The sequence below is a fragment of the Sphaerisporangium flaviroseum genome (genome assembly GCF_039537005.1).
Lineage (GTDB): Bacteria > Actinomycetota > Actinomycetes > Streptosporangiales > Streptosporangiaceae > Sphaerisporangium > Sphaerisporangium flaviroseum.
In genome coordinates, this window is the sequence record NZ_BAAAZR010000063.1 from 120,592 (window position 1) to 134,863 (window position 14,272).

Sequence of the window (14,272 nt, forward strand, 5' to 3'; positions counted from 1 at the left end):
CCCCGCAAGGGCGGACGCCGTTTCGTCGGTCAGAAGCCGTTCGCGCCGCAGGGCGCCTCGCTCAGCGCGCGGCCTGGGAGGGCCGCGGCACCCGCGCGATGCCGGTCAGCCGGTTCTCCTCGCGGAGGGTGCGCAGCCTGTTGACCTCGGCGGTCCACCGGGCGCCCTCAGGTGTGGCCACACCCTTGCGCCGCCGGATGCGGTCGTCGTAGGCCTTCGCGCCGAAGGCGGCCCGCTGGGCCGCCTCCGCGGCGCGCAGCGCGTCGGTCAGGGCGCGGTCGAAGGCCAGCCCCGCCGCCCGCAGCTCGGTGGCGCCGGCCCGGGCGTCCTGAGCGCGCCGCAGCTCCTGCTCCGCCTCGCGGGCCTTGTCAAGCAGCCGCGTGAAGCTCTTCCCGACCTCCTGGTCGGCGTGGTGGCGGACCTCCGCCTCCCGGCTCACACTCGGACGGAAAAACGCCATCGCCTGCCCCTTCTCGGCCCATCGCCGGTGATCCGGCGTTCGTTGCTCGCCATAGCGTACGCCGCCCGCGGGTGAGGTCGGGCGGCGGCACGGCGTGGCGCCCTTTACAAAGTAAGCCGTCATGCGGATCATGCCACGTATGCCTGCGAAACGACCTCCCGTCCCCCTGTCCCTCGAGCGCATCATCAAAGCGGCCCTGCACATCGCCGACGGCCAGGGCCTGCGCCGCCTGACCATGCGGCGCCTCGGTGACGCCCTCCAGGTGGAAGCGATGGCGATATATCACCACCTGCCGCGCGGCAAGGAAGCCCTCATGGACGCGCTCGCCGAGCACGTCACCACCGTCACGGTGGAGCCGTCCGGCACCCCCGGGTGGCAGGAGCTCGCCCGCACCTGGGCGCACGCGGGCCGGGCGGCGCTGCTGGAGCATCCAGGCGTGCTCGCCCTGGCCCTGACCAAGCCTCCCCAGGGCACCGCTCTCATGGCGATCAGGGAGCAGGCCGAGCAGCTGGCCGCCGCGGGCCTGCGCGACTCGGCGCAGGCGGTGCGGTCCCTGCGGGCGTACGTGATGGGCAGCGTCGCCGTGGAGATCCAGCGCTCGGGATGGGCGGCCGGCCCGGACGACGACGAGGAGCCCGGCACGCTCCCGATGGCCTCCTCCCGCCCCGAGTCCCGGGAGGAGGCGGCCGCCGCCTTCGAGCGCGGCCTGGACGCCCTGATCAGGGGCCTGACGCAGACGTAACCCATCGTTTATCTGTTCGGCGGCGAGTCGTGCTTGGACCGTTATCATCGGTGGGGCACGCTTGTGTCGCAGGTCACAAGGCCGAACCAGCCCTTCGGGCCCCCCTCGGACCCCCTATTCAAGGATCTAAACCGTCCCAACGGGCTATGTCGCCCGCGTGTGACCCGCAGCACACTTAGTCTGTAGGTGTGCGGCACCGCACACGCCAACCACACAGCGCTCGTCCCCGTCCGCGGGGAATCGGGGAGTCGAACGGGGCACGATGCGCCGCGCCGATGAACCGGCCGAGCCCCAGATCGAGAGAGAAATCCGGAGGCACGCCGATGTGCCCGCATGAGCCGTCCTGTCCGAGCACCACCGCGCCGGACCGCGAAGCCGCCCGCACGATCGCAGCCCACCCTGAGCAGGGGTGGAGCCTGTTGTGCAACGGCATCGTGCTTTTCGAGGACACCGGGGAGCTCCTGCCCAACGGCGTGGTCATCGCACCACACCGTCCCACCGACCTTGCCATCAGCGCCGCCTGAGATCAGCGAAACCGGGGGCAGAGCCAGTTCGCCACCACCTCGCCCACCTGGGCGGGGTTTTTGCTGAGTTCGTGACCCTCGCCCGCGAGCACCACCAAGGACGCCGCGTCCGCCGCGTCGGGCACGCCGAAACGGTCGCGGTCGCCGCTGACCGCCAGCACGTCCACACCGGCACCACGCAGTTCCCCGGCCCGCGAACGCTCGGGCCTGGCCGGTGGATGCAGGGGAAATGCCAGCGCCACCACGGCCTCGGCTCCGGCCGCCAGAGCCGTGCGGCAGGCCACCCGCGCCCCGTTGCTCCGGCCGCCCTGCACCAGAGGCAGGCCCGCGAACCGCTCCTGGAGCGAGGCCACCAGCGCGAGCCACGCCCCGTCCTGCTTGACCGGTGACCCCGGCGCACGGGCGCCCGCCACCCTGAACGGCTGCAGGACCCGCGCGACCGTACCCCCGGTCGCGGTCACCGCGTCGCGCACGGCGAGCAGGTCGGCGGACTCCACTCCCCCCGCCGACCCGTGGGTGAGGACGAACAGGAACCGTGGATCGGGCGCCTGGTCCACCTCCACGATCGCCGGCCCGGCCGGGGTCACGATCCGCATGGCAGAAACCGTACCCGCGAACGACCTCTCTCCTTCTCCGGGGGGATGCCCGTGCCTGCTCATTGTGGGAGATTGGGAGCGTGCCGGACAACAGACTCCCCCGCGACGAGCTTCGCGCCACCGTTGAGGCGCGCCGCGACCTTGGCCCCGATTACGAGCCCGCCTTGATCGAATCGTTCCTGGAGAAGATCGACGCGACGATCGACGCCCGCGTGCGATCGGAGGTCGCCGCCCAGAACGGCTACCAGGGCTACCCGGGCGCGCAGGGCCACCCCGGCCCGCATCCAGGCCAGGGCAAGCCGCACAAGCACGGGGACGGCACGATCCCGATCGCGCTCGGATCGCTGGGCATCGGCATCCCGCTGACCGCGATCGCCGCCGGGGAGGCGGGACCCGCCGGGCTCTTCCTCGCCTGGACCGGCATCATCCTGGTCAACATCGCCGCCGCGTTCGGCCGCCGCCGCCGCTGAGCACCGCACTCCCCGCCCACCCCGGTTGAGCGCCATGCCCTCTGGCCCGCATGCCCGCCACCGGCACCTTCTTAAGACATCGCTTAATCACCCACGCCTCCCCTGCCAGGCGAATTAAGCGAATGCTTAGGAGGCGATTGACAGTGCTTCCCCTGCGGGAGTCCACTTGGCTGCCGACCACGAGCCAAGGGGGTGTCGCATGCAGGTTCCGGCACCATTGGAGTACGAGCGTGCCACCAGCGTCGACCACGCCATCGGGCTGCTGGAACGGTTAGGGGGCTCGGCACGGCTCCTCGCGGGCGGCCACAGCCTGCTGCCGATGATGAAGCTCCGGCTGGCCACCCCGGAGTACCTGATCGACATCAACGACCTCCACGGCGAGCTCGGGTACATCCGGGTCGAACCAGAGCAGATCCGTATCGGCGCGATGACCCGCCACCGCGAACTGCTGGAGTCCGACGAGCTCGCCGAGGCGTTCCCGATCTTCCGTGACGCCGAGCGCGTCATCGCCGACCCCGTCGTCCGCAACCGCGGCACCCTGGGCGGCTCGCTGTGCCAGGCCGACCCGTCGGAGGACCTGTCCGCGGTGTGCACCACCCTGGGGGCGAGCTGCGTGATCCGCGGCGGAACCGGCCAGCGGGTCGTGACGATGGAGGAGTTCCACCGCGGCCCCTACGAGACGGCGGTGGACGACGGCGAGATGCTGATCGAGATCCGCCTCCCGCTCCGGCCCAACGGCGCCAGCGCGTACGAGAAGGTCGAGCGCCGCGCGGGCGACTGGGCGATCGTCTCGGCGGGCGCCGCCGTCTGGCTGGACGGCGGGGTGATCACCGACGCCCGGGTGGGCCTGGCCGCGGTGGGCCCGAACACGACGGGGCTTCCGGCGGTCTCCGAGGCGCTGCGCGGCAGGCCGCCGTCCGAGGACCTCTACGAGCAGGCGGGCGTGCTCGCCGCGCAGAGCTGCAGCCCGGTCACCGACATGCGCGGCAGCGCCGACTACAAGCGCCATCTGGCCATGGAACTCACCAAGCGGGCGCTGCGCCGGTCCGTCGCCAGGATCGAGGAGAGGGTCTGATGCAGGTTTCGATGACCGTGAACGGCCAGGAGGTCACCAGGGAGATCGAGGGCCGCCTCCTGCTGGTCCACTTCCTGCGCGACGATCTCGGCCTGACCGGCACCCACTGGGGCTGCGACACCAGCAACTGCGGCACCTGCGTGGTGTGGCTCGACGGCGAGCCGGTCAAGTCGTGCACCGTGCTCGCCGCCATGGCCGGTGGCCACGAGGTACGCACGGTGGAGGACCTGGAACAGGACGGCGAGCTGGATCCGGTGCAGCGGGGGTTCATGGAGTGCCACGGGCTGCAGTGCGGATTCTGCACCCCGGGCATGATGATGACCGCGCGGGCCCTGCTCGACCGCAACCCCGACCCCTCCGAGGGAGAGATCCGCGAGGCGATCTCCGGCCAGATCTGCCGATGCACCGGCTACGCCACCATCGTCCGCTCCGTCCGCTGGGCCGCCGCCCACGAAGCCGGCTCGCGGGCCGCCGCCACCGGGACCACGCCATGACCACCACCGGGCACCGTCCCGCCACCGGGTTCGAGGACAACGACCAGAAGCCGGTCGGCCACGGCCGGATGCTACGCAAGGAGGATCCGAGGTTCATCCGGGGCATGGGCCGGTACTGCGACGACATCCAGCTGCCCGGCATGCTGCACCTGGCGATCCTCCGCTCCCCCGTCGCGCACGCCCGCATCCTGAGCATCGACACCAGCGCCGCCGAGGCGCACCCGAAGGTCAAGGCGGTCGTCACCGGAGCCGCCCTGGCCGAGAAGGGGCTGGCCTGGATGCCGACGCTGTCGGGCGACGTGCAGGCCGTGCTGGCGACCGACAAGGTGCGCTTCCAGGGGCAGGAGGTCGCGTTCGTCGTGGCGGAGGACCGCTACGCGGCGCGTGACGCCCTGGAGCTGATCGAGGTCGAGTACGACGTGCTCGACCCGGTGGTCGACGTCCGCAGGGCCCTCGACCCGGGCGCGCCGGTCATCCGCGACGACCTGGACGGCAAGCGGAACAACCACATCTTCGACTGGGAGACCGGGGACGAGGCCGCCACGGAGGCGGTGTTCGCCTCGGCCGACGTGGTGGTCAGCGAGGACATCGTCTACCCGCGCGTGCACCCGGCGCCGATGGAGACGTGCGGAAGCGTCGCCGACTACGACCGCGTCGAGGGCAGGCTCACGCTGTGGTCCACGACCCAGGCGCCCCACGCCCACCGCACGCTGTACGCGATCGTGGCGGGTCTGCCCGAGCACAAGATCAGGGTCATCTCCCCCGACCTCGGCGGTGGCTTCGGGGGCAAGGTCCCGATCTACCCAGGTTATGTCTGCTCGATCGTGGCCTCGATCGTCACCGGCAAGCCGGTGAAGTGGATGGAGGACCGCTCGGAGAACCTCATCAGCACCGGATTCGCCCGCGACTACATCATGCGCGGCGAGATCGCCGCCACCAGGGACGGCCGGATCCTGGCCGTCCGCACCAGCGTGCTGGCCGACCACGGCGCCTTCAACGGCGTCGCGGCCCCGGTGAAGTACCCGGCCGGCTTCTTCGGGGTGTTCACCGGCAGCTACGACCTGCAGGCGGCCTACTGCAAGATGACGGCCGTCTACACCAACAAGGCACCCGGCGGCGTCGCCTACGCCTGCTCCTTCCGCATCACCGAAGCGGTGTACCTCATCGAGCGCATCGTCGACTGCCTGGCCTACGAGCTGGAGATGGACCCGGTCGAGCTGCGGATCAAGAACTTCATCCAGGCCGACCAGTTCCCGTACCGCACCAAGACCGGCTGGGTGTACGACTCCGGCGACTACGAGCCGACCATGCGCAAGGCCATGGAGCTCGCCGGCTACGACGACCTGCGCAGGGAGCAGGCCGAAAGGCGTGCCCGGGGTGAGCTGATGGGCATCGGCATCTCGTTCTTCACCGAGGCGGTCGGTGCGGGCCCTCGCAAGGACATGGACATCCTGGGGCTCGGCATGGCCGACGGGTGCGAGCTGCGCGTGCACCCGACCGGCAAGGCCGTGGTCCGCCTGTCGGTGCAGAGCCAGGGGCAGGGGCACGAGACGACCTTCGCGCAGATCGTCGCCGAGGAGATCGGCATCCCGCCCGCCGACATCGACGTGGTGCACGGCGACACCGACCAGACGCCGTTCGGCCTCGGCACCTACGGCAGCCGCTCCACCCCGGTGTCGGGCGCCGCGGCGGCCCTGGTGGCCCGCAAGGTCCGCGACAAGGCGCGCATCATCGCCTCGGGGATGCTGGAGGTCTCCGTCGCGGACCTGGAGTGGCGGAAGGGGTCCTTCCACGTCAAGGGCGACCCGTCGGCGTCGGTCACGATCCAGGACATCGCGATGAGGGCGCACGGCGCGGGAGACCTGCCCGAGGGCGTCGAAGGCGGCCTGGAGGCGCAGATCTGCTACAACCCGGAGAACCTCACCTACCCGCACGGCGCCTACATCTGCGTCGTGGACATCGACCCGGGCACCGCCCAGGTCAAGGTGCGGCGGTTCGTGGCGGTGGACGACTGCGGCACCCGGATCAACCCGATGATCATCGAAGGCCAGGTGCACGGCGGCCTCACCGACGGCGTGGGGATGGCGCTGATGGAGATGATCGCCTTCGACGAGGACGGGAACTGCCTGGGCGGATCGCTCATGGACTACCTCATCCCGACCTCGCTGGAGGTGCCCGACTGGGAGACCGGGTTCACGGTGACCCCCTCGCCGCACCATCCGATCGGCGCGAAGGGGGTCGGCGAGTCGGCCACGGTCGGCTCCCCGCCGGCGATCGTCAACGCGGTCGTCGACGCCCTCAAGCCGTTCGGCGTCCGCCACGCCGACATGCCCCTCAGCCCCTCGCGAGTGTGGGACGCCATGCGCGGCGTGCCGCGGCCGCCGATCTGACCGGAGCGGAGTACCCATGGTTTCCGGCATCCCGGCACGAATGAGGGAACTGGTCGCCGACCGCGTTCCCTTCGTCCACGCGGTCGTGGTCCGCGCGCAGTTCCCGACGTCGGTCAGCGCCGGCGACGACGCCATCATCCTGCCCGACGGGTCCATCGAGGGTTTCGTCGGCGGGCAGTGCGCCGAGAACTCGGTGCGCACGGCGGCTCTGGGTGCGCTCGAGGACGGCCACACCGTGCTGCTGCGTGTGCTGCCGGAGGGCGAGCGGGAGTTCCCCGCGTCCCCGGGCGCCCAGGTCGTGGTGAACCCCTGCCTGTCCGGCGGGGCGCTGGAGATCTTCCTGCACCCGCTGCTGCCGCCGCCGGTGATCTGGGTCGTCGGCGACTCGCCGATCGCCGAGGCGCTGGCCGGGCTGGCCGGGCACCTCGACCTGGCCGTTCGCCGGGGGTCGGACGCCGAGGGCCCGGTGGGCGTGACCGCGGCCATCGTGTCCAGCCACGGTCGCGGCGAGGCCGCCGCGATCCGCGCCGCGCTGGATGCCGGTGTGGGGTTCATCGGCCTGGTGGCCGGTCGCCGGCGCGGTACGGCGGTGCTCGCGCAGATGGACCTGACCGAAGCCGAGCGCCGGCGGATCCACTCCCCGGCCGGGCTGGAGATCGGGGCCCGCACCGCATCGGAGATCGCCCTATCGATCCTGGCCCAGATCGTCGCCGCCATCCGCACCGAAGAGCTCACGGCGGCGGCCGCCGCGTGGAGGCCCGGCACCGCGGCCGGCGCGGGCGCGCAGGTGGTCGACCCGGTCTGCGGCATGACCGTGACCGTCTCGCCCGACACGCCGCACCTGCTCGTGGACGGCGAAGACGTGTGGTTCTGCGGCCCCGGTTGCCGTCAGCGTCACGCCGGGGCAGGGGGGCGGAAGGACAGGTGACCGTCATGAGCCCGGTCCGCACCCCGGGCGCCCGATACCGTCCGGGACGGCCCGACCAGCCCTCAGCACGCCGGCCCGACCAGCCCTCACCACGCCGGCCCGACCAGCCCTCACCACGCCGGTTCGAACGGCCCTCACCACGCCGGTTCGAACGGCCCTCACCACGCCGGGGCGCCAGGAGCGGCGGGGCGCGGTGAGCCAGGCCTTCGCCGACGCCGAGGACGTCCGGCTCCGCCTGGACCAGGTGGACTACCTGGTGGGCGAGGGCACGGCCGCGGCGCTGTTCTTCGCCCTGACCCTCGGCCGGCCGCTGCTGCTGGAGGGAGAGCCCGGGGTCGGCAAGACCAGCGCGGCCAAGGCGCTGGCCCGCGCGCTGGCCACTCCCCTGATCCGGCTGCAGTGCTACGAGGGGCTGACCTCGAGCGAGGCCCTCTACGAGTGGAACTACCAGCGGCAGCTGCTCGCCATCCGTCTCGCCGAGTCGCGGCGGGACAGGCTGGCCGACGCCGACCTGTTCACCGAGGAGTTCCTGCAGGAGCGCCCCATCCTGCGCGCGCTGCGGCACAGCGGGCCGGCGGCGCCGGTGCTGCTGATCGACGAGATCGACCGCGCCGACGACGAGTTCGAGGCCCTGCTGTTCGAGTTCCTCGGCGAGTCGTCGATCACGATCCCCGAGCTGGGCACCTTCACCGCGCGACGGCGGCCGATCGTGGTCCTGACCTCCAACCGCAGCAGGGACCTGCACGACGCGCTGCGGCGGCGATGCCTCTACCACTGGATCGACTTCCCCCCGCCCGAGCGGGCCGCGGAGATCCTGCGCCGTTCGGTCCCGGCCGCGAACGAGACGCTGATCCGGTCGGCCACCCGGTTCATCGGCCGTGTGCGCCGGCTCGACCTGGACAAGGCGCCGGGCATGGCCGAGACCATCGACTGGGTGGCGGCGCTGTCCGCCCTCGGCGCCACCGACCTGGTCCGCGAGCAGGTCGTCCTGACGCTGAGCGCCATCGCCAAGACGCCGGACGACCGCGACGCGATCGCGGGCGCGCTCGACGGCGCCGGCCATCCCCATGGCGCGACCGCCTAACGTACGGCACAGGGAGAGCGATCCATGAAGATTGACACCGAGTTCACCGTGAGCGTCCCGATCGACCGCGCCTGGGAGGTGCTCACCGATCTCGAGGGCATCGCACCGTGCATGCCGGGCGCGCGGCTGACCGGGGTGGACGGTGACGTCTACTCCGGCAAGGTGCGGGTCAAGGTCGGTCCGGTGGTCTCCGAGTACGCCGGCACGGTGCGGTTCGTGGAGAAGGACGACGCCGGCCACCGCGCCGTCATCGACGCCAAGGGGCGCGACTCCCGGGGGGCGGGCAACGCCTCGGCGTCCATCACGGCCGCGCTCCGGGCCGACGGCCCGCGCACGGTCGTCACCGTGGACACGGACCTGAGGATCTCCGGCAAGATCGCGCAGTTCGGCAGTGGGATGATCAAGGAGGTCTCGGAAAAGCTGCTCCACCAGTTCGTGGACTGCCTGGAGGCCAAACTCTCGGCCGAAGCCCCCGCCACCACGCCCCTCACCTCCCCCACCACCCCCCAGCCGGACAGGGCACAACCGGACACCCCCCAGCCGGACACCGTAGAAGAGGACGCCGGACAACCGACCGCCACACAACCGACCCCCACACAGCCGGACGCCGCACAGCCGACCGCCGCACAGCCCGACGCCGTACGGCCGCTGAAGGTGGTGCCCCGTGTGGCCGACGCCGAGCCGGTGGATCTGATGAGCCTGGCCGGTGCGTCCGTCTACAAGCGGGTGCTGCCGGTCGTGGCCGCCGTCATCGTGATCGTCGCCGTCGTCGTCTATCTCCTTGTCACCTAGCCGGCCCCTCCCAGCGGCGCTGCCGCCGGGCGTCGATCGGGCCGCCTTCGCCGTCGCGCTCGCGGCCCGGCTCCGGCGGCACGGCGTGCCGGTGGGCCTCACCGGGATCGAGGACTTCGTGCGGGCCCTGGAGGCGTCCCCTCCGGACTCCCCCTCGCGGCTGTACTGGGCCGCCCGGATCAGCCTGGTGCGGCGGCGCTCGGAGATCGACGTCTTCGACGAGGTCTTCGCGGCGGTGTTCGGCGGCCCGCGGGCCGGCACGGACCCGCGCCGCCGTCCGGCGGCGGCCGTGGCCGCGGGGGACGACGCCTTCGCCTCCCTGCCCGTGCCCTCGGCCGAACCCGAGCAGGACGGCGGGCTGCCCTGGGTGACCCTGCCCCCCGTGGTCTCCGGCACCGAGGGCCCCGACGGCTCCGCCACCGTGCCCGAGCGGCTGCCCAGCGACCTCCTCGGGCGGGCCGAGGTTCCGTTCCAGGAACTCGACGCCCGGGAGATGGACCTGCTCGGCGCGTGGCTGCGGGCCGCCGTCGCCGGCTGGCCCACCAGGCGCAGCCGCGGGCTCGCGGCGGATCCGGCGGGCGGCCGCGTCGCGCTGCGCGCCACCGTGCACCGATCGCGCCGGACCGGCTGGGAACCGGTCCACCTGGTACGGGAGCGGCCCGTCGACAAACCGCGGCGCGTGGTCATGCTCTGTGACGTCAGCCAGTCGATGCAGGCGCAGGCGCCGGCCTACTTCCACCTCATGCGGGCTCTGGCGCTGGTCGCCGGCGCGGAGGTGTTCGCCTTCGCCACGTCGCTGACGCGCGTGACCGCCGTACTGGCGCACAAGTCGGCGTCCGTCGCCATCGAGCAGGCCACGGCGAAGGTCACCGATCGGTTCGGCGGGACGCGGATAGCGTCCAGCGTCCGGGACCTGCTGTCCTCGCACCACGGAGGGGCCGTCCGGGGCGCCATCGTCATCGTCGGCTCCGACGGGTGGGACAGCGACCCGCCCGAGGCCCTGGCCGCCGCGATGGCCCGCCTGCGCCGGCGCGCCCACCGCGTGGTCTGGATGAACCCGAGGGCGGCCGCGCCCGGCTTCGAACCGCGCGTGGGCGCGATGGCCGCGGCCCTGCCGTACTGCGACCGGCTGCTGCCGGCGGACACCTTCCGTGCGCTGCGGCGGGTCATCGACGAGATCTCCCTGGACCGGGACCGCGCCCGCCGGCCCTCGCGACGCGGCCCTGGTGAACGGGGTCCTAGCTCCAGAGGGTGACGTGGACGGAGGGGCGGAAGCGGCCGGCGCCGACGCCCGGGCCGCGGAGCATGGCCTGCGTCGCACGGGGGGTGGTGACGAAGCGGACCAGCTCGGCCGCCGCCGGCAGCGCGTCGCGTCCGGGGAGGGTCGAGGTGAGCCATACCCCGTCGAACCGGAGCGAAGGACCGGCGACGCGGATGAGGCGGCCTTTGGCCAGATCCTGGGCGACCGCGAAGGAGATCGTCGGCGCCACGCCATGGTTGCGCTTGACCTCCTCCAGCGCCGCCGCGTGGCTCTGGAAGATCTGCTGCTGCTCCTCCGGCACGTTGATCCGGCGCAGCATGGTGGGCACCACACCGATGTTCGCCGCGGCCGACGGGCCGAGCAGCCAGGTCTGCTCGCGCAACCGGCCGACGCCGACGTCGAGCCCGGCGAGCGGGTGCTCCGGTCCTGAGACGACGATCATCTGGTAGTTGAGGAACGCGTTGCAGGTCAGCGAGTCGTCCAGGACGCCCGGATGGGGGCCGATCGCCACGTCCACGGCCCGGGAGTGCAGCAGCGTGCCGAACCTGCGCGGATCGTGCACGCTGAGCTCCACGTCGAGGTCGGCGGCCCTGCCGGCGAACAGCTCGATCAGGCCCGGCGCCGCGTGCTCGGCGAACAGGCTCGACGCGGCGATCCGCAGCAGCCGCCGGCCCTTGCCCGCCTGGCCGACCTCGATGATCGTGCGCTCCTGGAGGCTCAGCATCTCTCCCGCGCGGCTCGCGAGCCGCAGGCCGCCCGGAGTGAAGGCCAGCCCGGACGCGGTGCGACGGAAAAGCTGATCACCCAGTTCCTTGCGCAGCTGGCCGATGTGGAGGGACACGGCAGCCTCGGACACCTCGAGCTCCGCCGCGGCCTGCTTGACCGACCCGAGGCGCACCACGGCCGCGAACGCGCGAAGCTGAGTGGGGGTCATGGAGGAAACGCTACTTCACCACCTGGATTCGGCGGTGCCCGCTTGTCGCTCGCTGTTAAGATCATGGCTCCGTGAGCGGCTTTGGGTCGGAGCGTACATGAATGATCCCCACCCGATCGATGATGGCCGACCTGGAAAGCCGGTACCTCGCAGGCCGTACGGGTCGGAAGCTCCGTTGTCCGGACATGGGGTGTCGGACGACAAGAGCGTTCAGGTGACGATCGGCGCCAACGGGCTGGTCGAACGCGTCGAGATAGACCCGCGCACGCTGCGCCAAGGTTCCGAAGCGCTGGCTGAACTGACGCGTGATGCGATGCGGCACGCCCAGGAAGACTACTTTCGCCGGCTCGCCCAGACCACGGCCCCAGAGCATGCGGAGAAGGCACGGGCCGCCAAGGAACAGCTGCAGCGGAGGCTTGATGAGATCGACGCGCGATATTCCGAGCGCATGCAGGAGCTCCACGCGCTGCTCGACAGGCTGTCCAGAGACCGTTAAGTCATCGATCCCGTGCGTCGTATGCCGCGCGTCCGTCACCGCCGCATAAGGAGACCTGGAATGGCCCCCAACGTCCCCGGCCAATTGGTATGGGATCCGGAAACCCTTCTCATGGGCTGCGAGGCGATATCCTCCGCGGCTCGCAGCATCGAGGTCACGACGGAGATGGGTCACCTTTCCTGGCGGGATCCCAGCGTCAAACAGATCAGCAGTGGCGGCACTCTGGAGTTCCGCCCCATCGACCGGCCCGCCTCCCATGAGGAGTTCATCGCCCAGGACGTCGCCAACAGTCTCCACGACCTGATTCCGGTGCTGACGAACGCATTGAAGAACCTCGCCCAGCAGGCGCAGTTCGGCTCCGATGGACTCAGGCGGATGGTCCAAACCCAGGCGGCCGTAGAGGACGCCAATGTCGCCGCCGTGTTCGGAACCATCGAGAAGACCCTCGATCGACCGGAAGGTCAGCCGTCATGATAGATCTCACGGAGCATCCCGAACTGGCCGATGTCGTCCGGCGGTGGACGGCCGACGGAGAGATGAAGTTCCACTGGCCGAGCGACAACGAGGAGGCCTTCAGCTTCGCAGCCTACTACTGGACGGCGCAGGACTGGGACCTGAAGGACGTGGCACTCGAAGCGTTCTCCGGCGGGTACGGGATGAAGATTCCCGAAGGCATCCAAGTGGCCGTCCGGCGGATGAGCGCCGCGAACGAGGGCGCGGCGTTCGACGCCTTCCTGCGTTACTGGGACTCCGTTCCGCGCCGGAACGCCAAGGACATCATGGACTCGTCCGTGGCGATCCATGGTGTGCTCGAGCTGCTGAGCGAGGGCATCCGCACGTACAAGCGGTTCGCCCTGGAGAAACTCCAGGTACTCGAAGAGGCGCTGAGCGAGAACCAGCGATGGGCGTGGGCCTCTTGGGTGCCCTTCGCCGGACCTGACGATGAAGAGATAGACAGCAACGCCAGAGCGCTCATCCGTGCCTTCGATGCCGACATGGCGACCGCCCGGCCGAACGTCGCCAACCTCGCAAGCCGGGCGCTCCAGACCGTCACCAAGGAGAGAGCGGTCTTCGAGCAGATCGCCAAGCCCATCCCGCAGAATCTCACCTTCGACCAGTAGCGACCGGCCGGGTCCGCGCCCGCCGGCGTAGGTGGCGAGGCTCAGTCGCCGTCCGGGTCGTGGCCGCCCTCGGCCCTCTGCCCGGCGGGGGGCGGCTCGTCGCGGTGCAGGCGCTGCCGCACCTGCTCGGCGACGCCCTGGTCGGGATGGTCCAGGCCGTACGTCCACACCGCCTCGGCGTCCTCGTCGCGCCCGCGAAGGGGCAGGGTGCGGGCCAGGAGCTCGATGGCCAGCGCCGCGCTGTCGGTGTCCTCGCCGCCCTCGGCGGCCACGGCGAACTCCCCGCAGGCCATGTCGAGGTGGGCCATGCCGAGCAGCACGCGCAGCCGTCCGGAGTCGGCCACCTCCGGCACCTCGAGCGCCTCGATCAGCACGTCGGCGGCCTCTCCCGGCTCCCCCTCCGCGAGCAGGTACTCGGCGAGGTGCTGCGCCGCCAGGGAGGCGTTCTCGGGATCGCGGGTGGCCAGGGCCGCGCGCAGCTCCACCTCCGCCTCCCGGTCGTCTCCCTGCTGGACGGCGATGCGCGCGAGCGCCATGTGGGCCGCAGGAAGGTAGGCCGGGGTGCCGACGCCGATCACGGCCTGCCAGGCGGCACGGGCCTGGTCGAGCATGGACTCGCGCTCGAAACCGCGTGCCAGGTGGCAGGCGGCCTGGGCGGCGTACTCGGGGTGGCCGGTGGCGAGGGCCGTGCGGGCCGCCGCCCTGGCCCCCGCCATGTCCCCGCGCTGCTCCTGCACGACGGCCAGGCCAACGGCCGCCTGGGCGCGGTGGGCCTCCTGCTCGTCGGCGACGAGCTCGGCGAAGATCTCGGCCGCCGCGTCCAGCCGGCCGCTCTCGGCCAGCCTTCGCGCGTCGTCGATCCGCCGCCCGGACTCGACCTCGTGCGCCGCCATCGGGACCTCTTC

Annotated in this window: 17 protein-coding genes; 13 read left to right on the forward strand and 4 right to left on the reverse strand. The window is 71.6% G+C overall.

Annotation, left to right across the window (positions count from 1 at the left end):
• Nucleotides 1–61 precede the first annotated feature (61 nt).
• The gene (locus tag ABD810_RS39775) at nt 62–460 is read right to left on the reverse strand and encodes a hypothetical protein (RefSeq protein ID WP_344953290.1); all 399 of its coding nucleotides are present in this window, start codon (nt 458–460) and stop codon (nt 62–64) included.
• A 139-nt stretch (nt 461–599) separates the two neighbouring features.
• Between ABD810_RS39775 and ABD810_RS39780 the strand changes: the two genes are divergently transcribed.
• Nucleotides 600–1,202, forward strand: coding sequence for a TetR/AcrR family transcriptional regulator C-terminal domain-containing protein (locus tag ABD810_RS39780; RefSeq protein WP_344953293.1), 603 nt, complete (start codon nt 600–602; stop codon nt 1,200–1,202).
• Between the two features lie 323 nt (nt 1,203–1,525).
• On the forward strand, nt 1,526–1,726 hold the full coding sequence (locus ABD810_RS39785) for a DUF5999 family protein (protein ID WP_344953296.1): 201 nt from the start codon (nt 1,526–1,528) through the stop codon (nt 1,724–1,726).
• Nucleotides 1,727–1,728: 2 nt separating this feature from the next.
• On the opposite strand, the gene ABD810_RS39790 is transcribed toward ABD810_RS39785, so the two are convergent.
• Entirely contained in the window at nt 1,729–2,322 is a 594-nt protein-coding gene (locus ABD810_RS39790; protein WP_344953299.1) for an alpha/beta hydrolase family protein, read from the reverse strand.
• Between the two features lie 80 nt (nt 2,323–2,402).
• Here ABD810_RS39790 and ABD810_RS39795 point away from each other — a divergent pair, with 80 nt between their 5' ends.
• The 8 genes from ABD810_RS39795 (at nt 2,403) to ABD810_RS39830 (ending at nt 10,810) form a co-directional block, all read left to right on the forward strand.
• Nucleotides 2,403–2,792 carry a hypothetical protein gene (locus ABD810_RS39795; protein ID WP_344953301.1) on the forward strand — a complete coding sequence of 130 codons (390 nt, stop codon included), beginning with the start codon at nt 2,403–2,405 and terminating at the stop codon, nt 2,790–2,792.
• A gap of 199 nt (nt 2,793–2,991) precedes the next feature.
• Nucleotides 2,992–3,867: an FAD binding domain-containing protein gene (locus tag ABD810_RS39800; RefSeq protein ID WP_344953304.1), complete on the forward strand. Its 876-nt coding sequence runs from the start codon at nt 2,992–2,994 to the stop codon at nt 3,865–3,867.
• A complete protein-coding gene (locus tag ABD810_RS39805; RefSeq protein WP_344953307.1) occupies nt 3,867–4,361 on the forward strand; it encodes a (2Fe-2S)-binding protein in 495 nt (164 codons plus the stop codon). The genes ABD810_RS39800 and ABD810_RS39805 overlap by 1 nt, the downstream gene beginning before the upstream one ends.
• Nucleotides 4,358–6,751, forward strand: coding sequence for an aerobic carbon-monoxide dehydrogenase large subunit (locus tag ABD810_RS39810; RefSeq protein WP_344953310.1), 2,394 nt, complete (start codon nt 4,358–4,360; stop codon nt 6,749–6,751). The genes ABD810_RS39805 and ABD810_RS39810 overlap by 4 nt, the downstream gene beginning before the upstream one ends.
• 16 nt (nt 6,752–6,767) lie before the next feature.
• Nucleotides 6,768–7,679, forward strand: coding sequence for an XdhC family protein (locus tag ABD810_RS39815; protein WP_344953313.1), 912 nt, complete (start codon nt 6,768–6,770; stop codon nt 7,677–7,679).
• Nucleotides 7,680–7,872: 193 nt separating this feature from the next.
• Nucleotides 7,873–8,763: an AAA family ATPase gene (locus ABD810_RS39820; protein WP_344953316.1), complete on the forward strand. Its 891-nt coding sequence runs from the start codon at nt 7,873–7,875 to the stop codon at nt 8,761–8,763.
• A gap of 24 nt (nt 8,764–8,787) precedes the next feature.
• Entirely contained in the window at nt 8,788–9,555 is a 768-nt protein-coding gene (locus tag ABD810_RS39825; protein ID WP_344953319.1) for an SRPBCC family protein, read from the forward strand.
• On the forward strand, nt 9,545–10,810 hold the full coding sequence (locus ABD810_RS39830) for a vWA domain-containing protein (protein ID WP_344953322.1): 1,266 nt from the start codon (nt 9,545–9,547) through the stop codon (nt 10,808–10,810). Before ABD810_RS39825 ends, ABD810_RS39830 begins: the two co-directional genes overlap by 11 nt.
• On the opposite strand, the gene ABD810_RS39835 is transcribed toward ABD810_RS39830, so the two are convergent.
• The gene (locus ABD810_RS39835) at nt 10,794–11,750 is read right to left on the reverse strand and encodes a LysR family transcriptional regulator (RefSeq protein WP_344953325.1); all 957 of its coding nucleotides are present in this window, start codon (nt 11,748–11,750) and stop codon (nt 10,794–10,796) included. The two genes, ABD810_RS39830 and ABD810_RS39835, sit on opposite strands and share 17 nt — an antisense overlap.
• 190 nt (nt 11,751–11,940) lie before the next feature.
• Between ABD810_RS39835 and ABD810_RS39840 the strand changes: the two genes are divergently transcribed.
• From ABD810_RS39840 to ABD810_RS39850, 3 genes are read left to right on the forward strand one after another with little or no spacing between them, the layout of a single operon-like run.
• Nucleotides 11,941–12,246 carry a YbaB/EbfC family nucleoid-associated protein gene (locus ABD810_RS39840; RefSeq protein WP_344953328.1) on the forward strand — a complete coding sequence of 102 codons (306 nt, stop codon included), beginning with the start codon at nt 11,941–11,943 and terminating at the stop codon, nt 12,244–12,246.
• Between the two features lie 60 nt (nt 12,247–12,306).
• Entirely contained in the window at nt 12,307–12,720 is a 414-nt protein-coding gene (locus ABD810_RS39845) for a hypothetical protein (RefSeq protein WP_344953331.1), read from the forward strand.
• The gene (locus ABD810_RS39850; protein WP_344953334.1) at nt 12,717–13,367 is read left to right on the forward strand and encodes a hypothetical protein; all 651 of its coding nucleotides are present in this window, start codon (nt 12,717–12,719) and stop codon (nt 13,365–13,367) included. Before ABD810_RS39845 ends, ABD810_RS39850 begins: the two co-directional genes overlap by 4 nt.
• A gap of 41 nt (nt 13,368–13,408) precedes the next feature.
• Here ABD810_RS39850 and ABD810_RS39855 read toward each other — a convergent pair whose 3' ends face one another.
• A complete protein-coding gene (locus ABD810_RS39855; RefSeq protein WP_344953337.1) occupies nt 13,409–14,260 on the reverse strand; it encodes a tetratricopeptide repeat protein in 852 nt (283 codons plus the stop codon).
• Nucleotides 14,261–14,272: the final 12 nt, after the last annotated feature.

What these genes read in the sequence shown, in the direction of transcription:
- ABD810_RS39775 (WP_344953290.1), bottom strand. Translation starts at nt 460, where the DNA reads ATGGCGTTTTTCCGTCCGAGTGTGAGCCGGGAGGCGGAGGTCCGCCAC.
- ABD810_RS39780 (WP_344953293.1), top strand. Translation starts at nt 600, where the DNA reads ATGCCTGCGAAACGACCTCCCGTCCCCCTGTCCCTCGAGCGCATCATC.
- ABD810_RS39785 (WP_344953296.1), top strand. Translation starts at nt 1,526, where the DNA reads ATGTGCCCGCATGAGCCGTCCTGTCCGAGCACCACCGCGCCGGACCGC.
- ABD810_RS39790 (WP_344953299.1), bottom strand. Translation starts at nt 2,322, where the DNA reads ATGCGGATCGTGACCCCGGCCGGGCCGGCGATCGTGGAGGTGGACCAG.
- ABD810_RS39800 (WP_344953304.1), top strand. Translation starts at nt 2,992, where the DNA reads ATGCAGGTTCCGGCACCATTGGAGTACGAGCGTGCCACCAGCGTCGAC.
- ABD810_RS39805 (WP_344953307.1), top strand. Translation starts at nt 3,867, where the DNA reads ATGCAGGTTTCGATGACCGTGAACGGCCAGGAGGTCACCAGGGAGATC.
- ABD810_RS39810 (WP_344953310.1), top strand. Translation starts at nt 4,358, where the DNA reads ATGACCACCACCGGGCACCGTCCCGCCACCGGGTTCGAGGACAACGAC.
- ABD810_RS39815 (WP_344953313.1), top strand. Translation starts at nt 6,768, where the DNA reads ATGGTTTCCGGCATCCCGGCACGAATGAGGGAACTGGTCGCCGACCGC.
- ABD810_RS39825 (WP_344953319.1), top strand. Translation starts at nt 8,788, where the DNA reads ATGAAGATTGACACCGAGTTCACCGTGAGCGTCCCGATCGACCGCGCC.
- ABD810_RS39835 (WP_344953325.1), bottom strand. Translation starts at nt 11,750, where the DNA reads ATGACCCCCACTCAGCTTCGCGCGTTCGCGGCCGTGGTGCGCCTCGGG.
- ABD810_RS39845 (WP_344953331.1), top strand. Translation starts at nt 12,307, where the DNA reads ATGGCCCCCAACGTCCCCGGCCAATTGGTATGGGATCCGGAAACCCTT.
- ABD810_RS39850 (WP_344953334.1), top strand. Translation starts at nt 12,717, where the DNA reads ATGATAGATCTCACGGAGCATCCCGAACTGGCCGATGTCGTCCGGCGG.
- ABD810_RS39855 (WP_344953337.1), bottom strand. Translation starts at nt 14,260, where the DNA reads ATGGCGGCGCACGAGGTCGAGTCCGGGCGGCGGATCGACGACGCGCGA.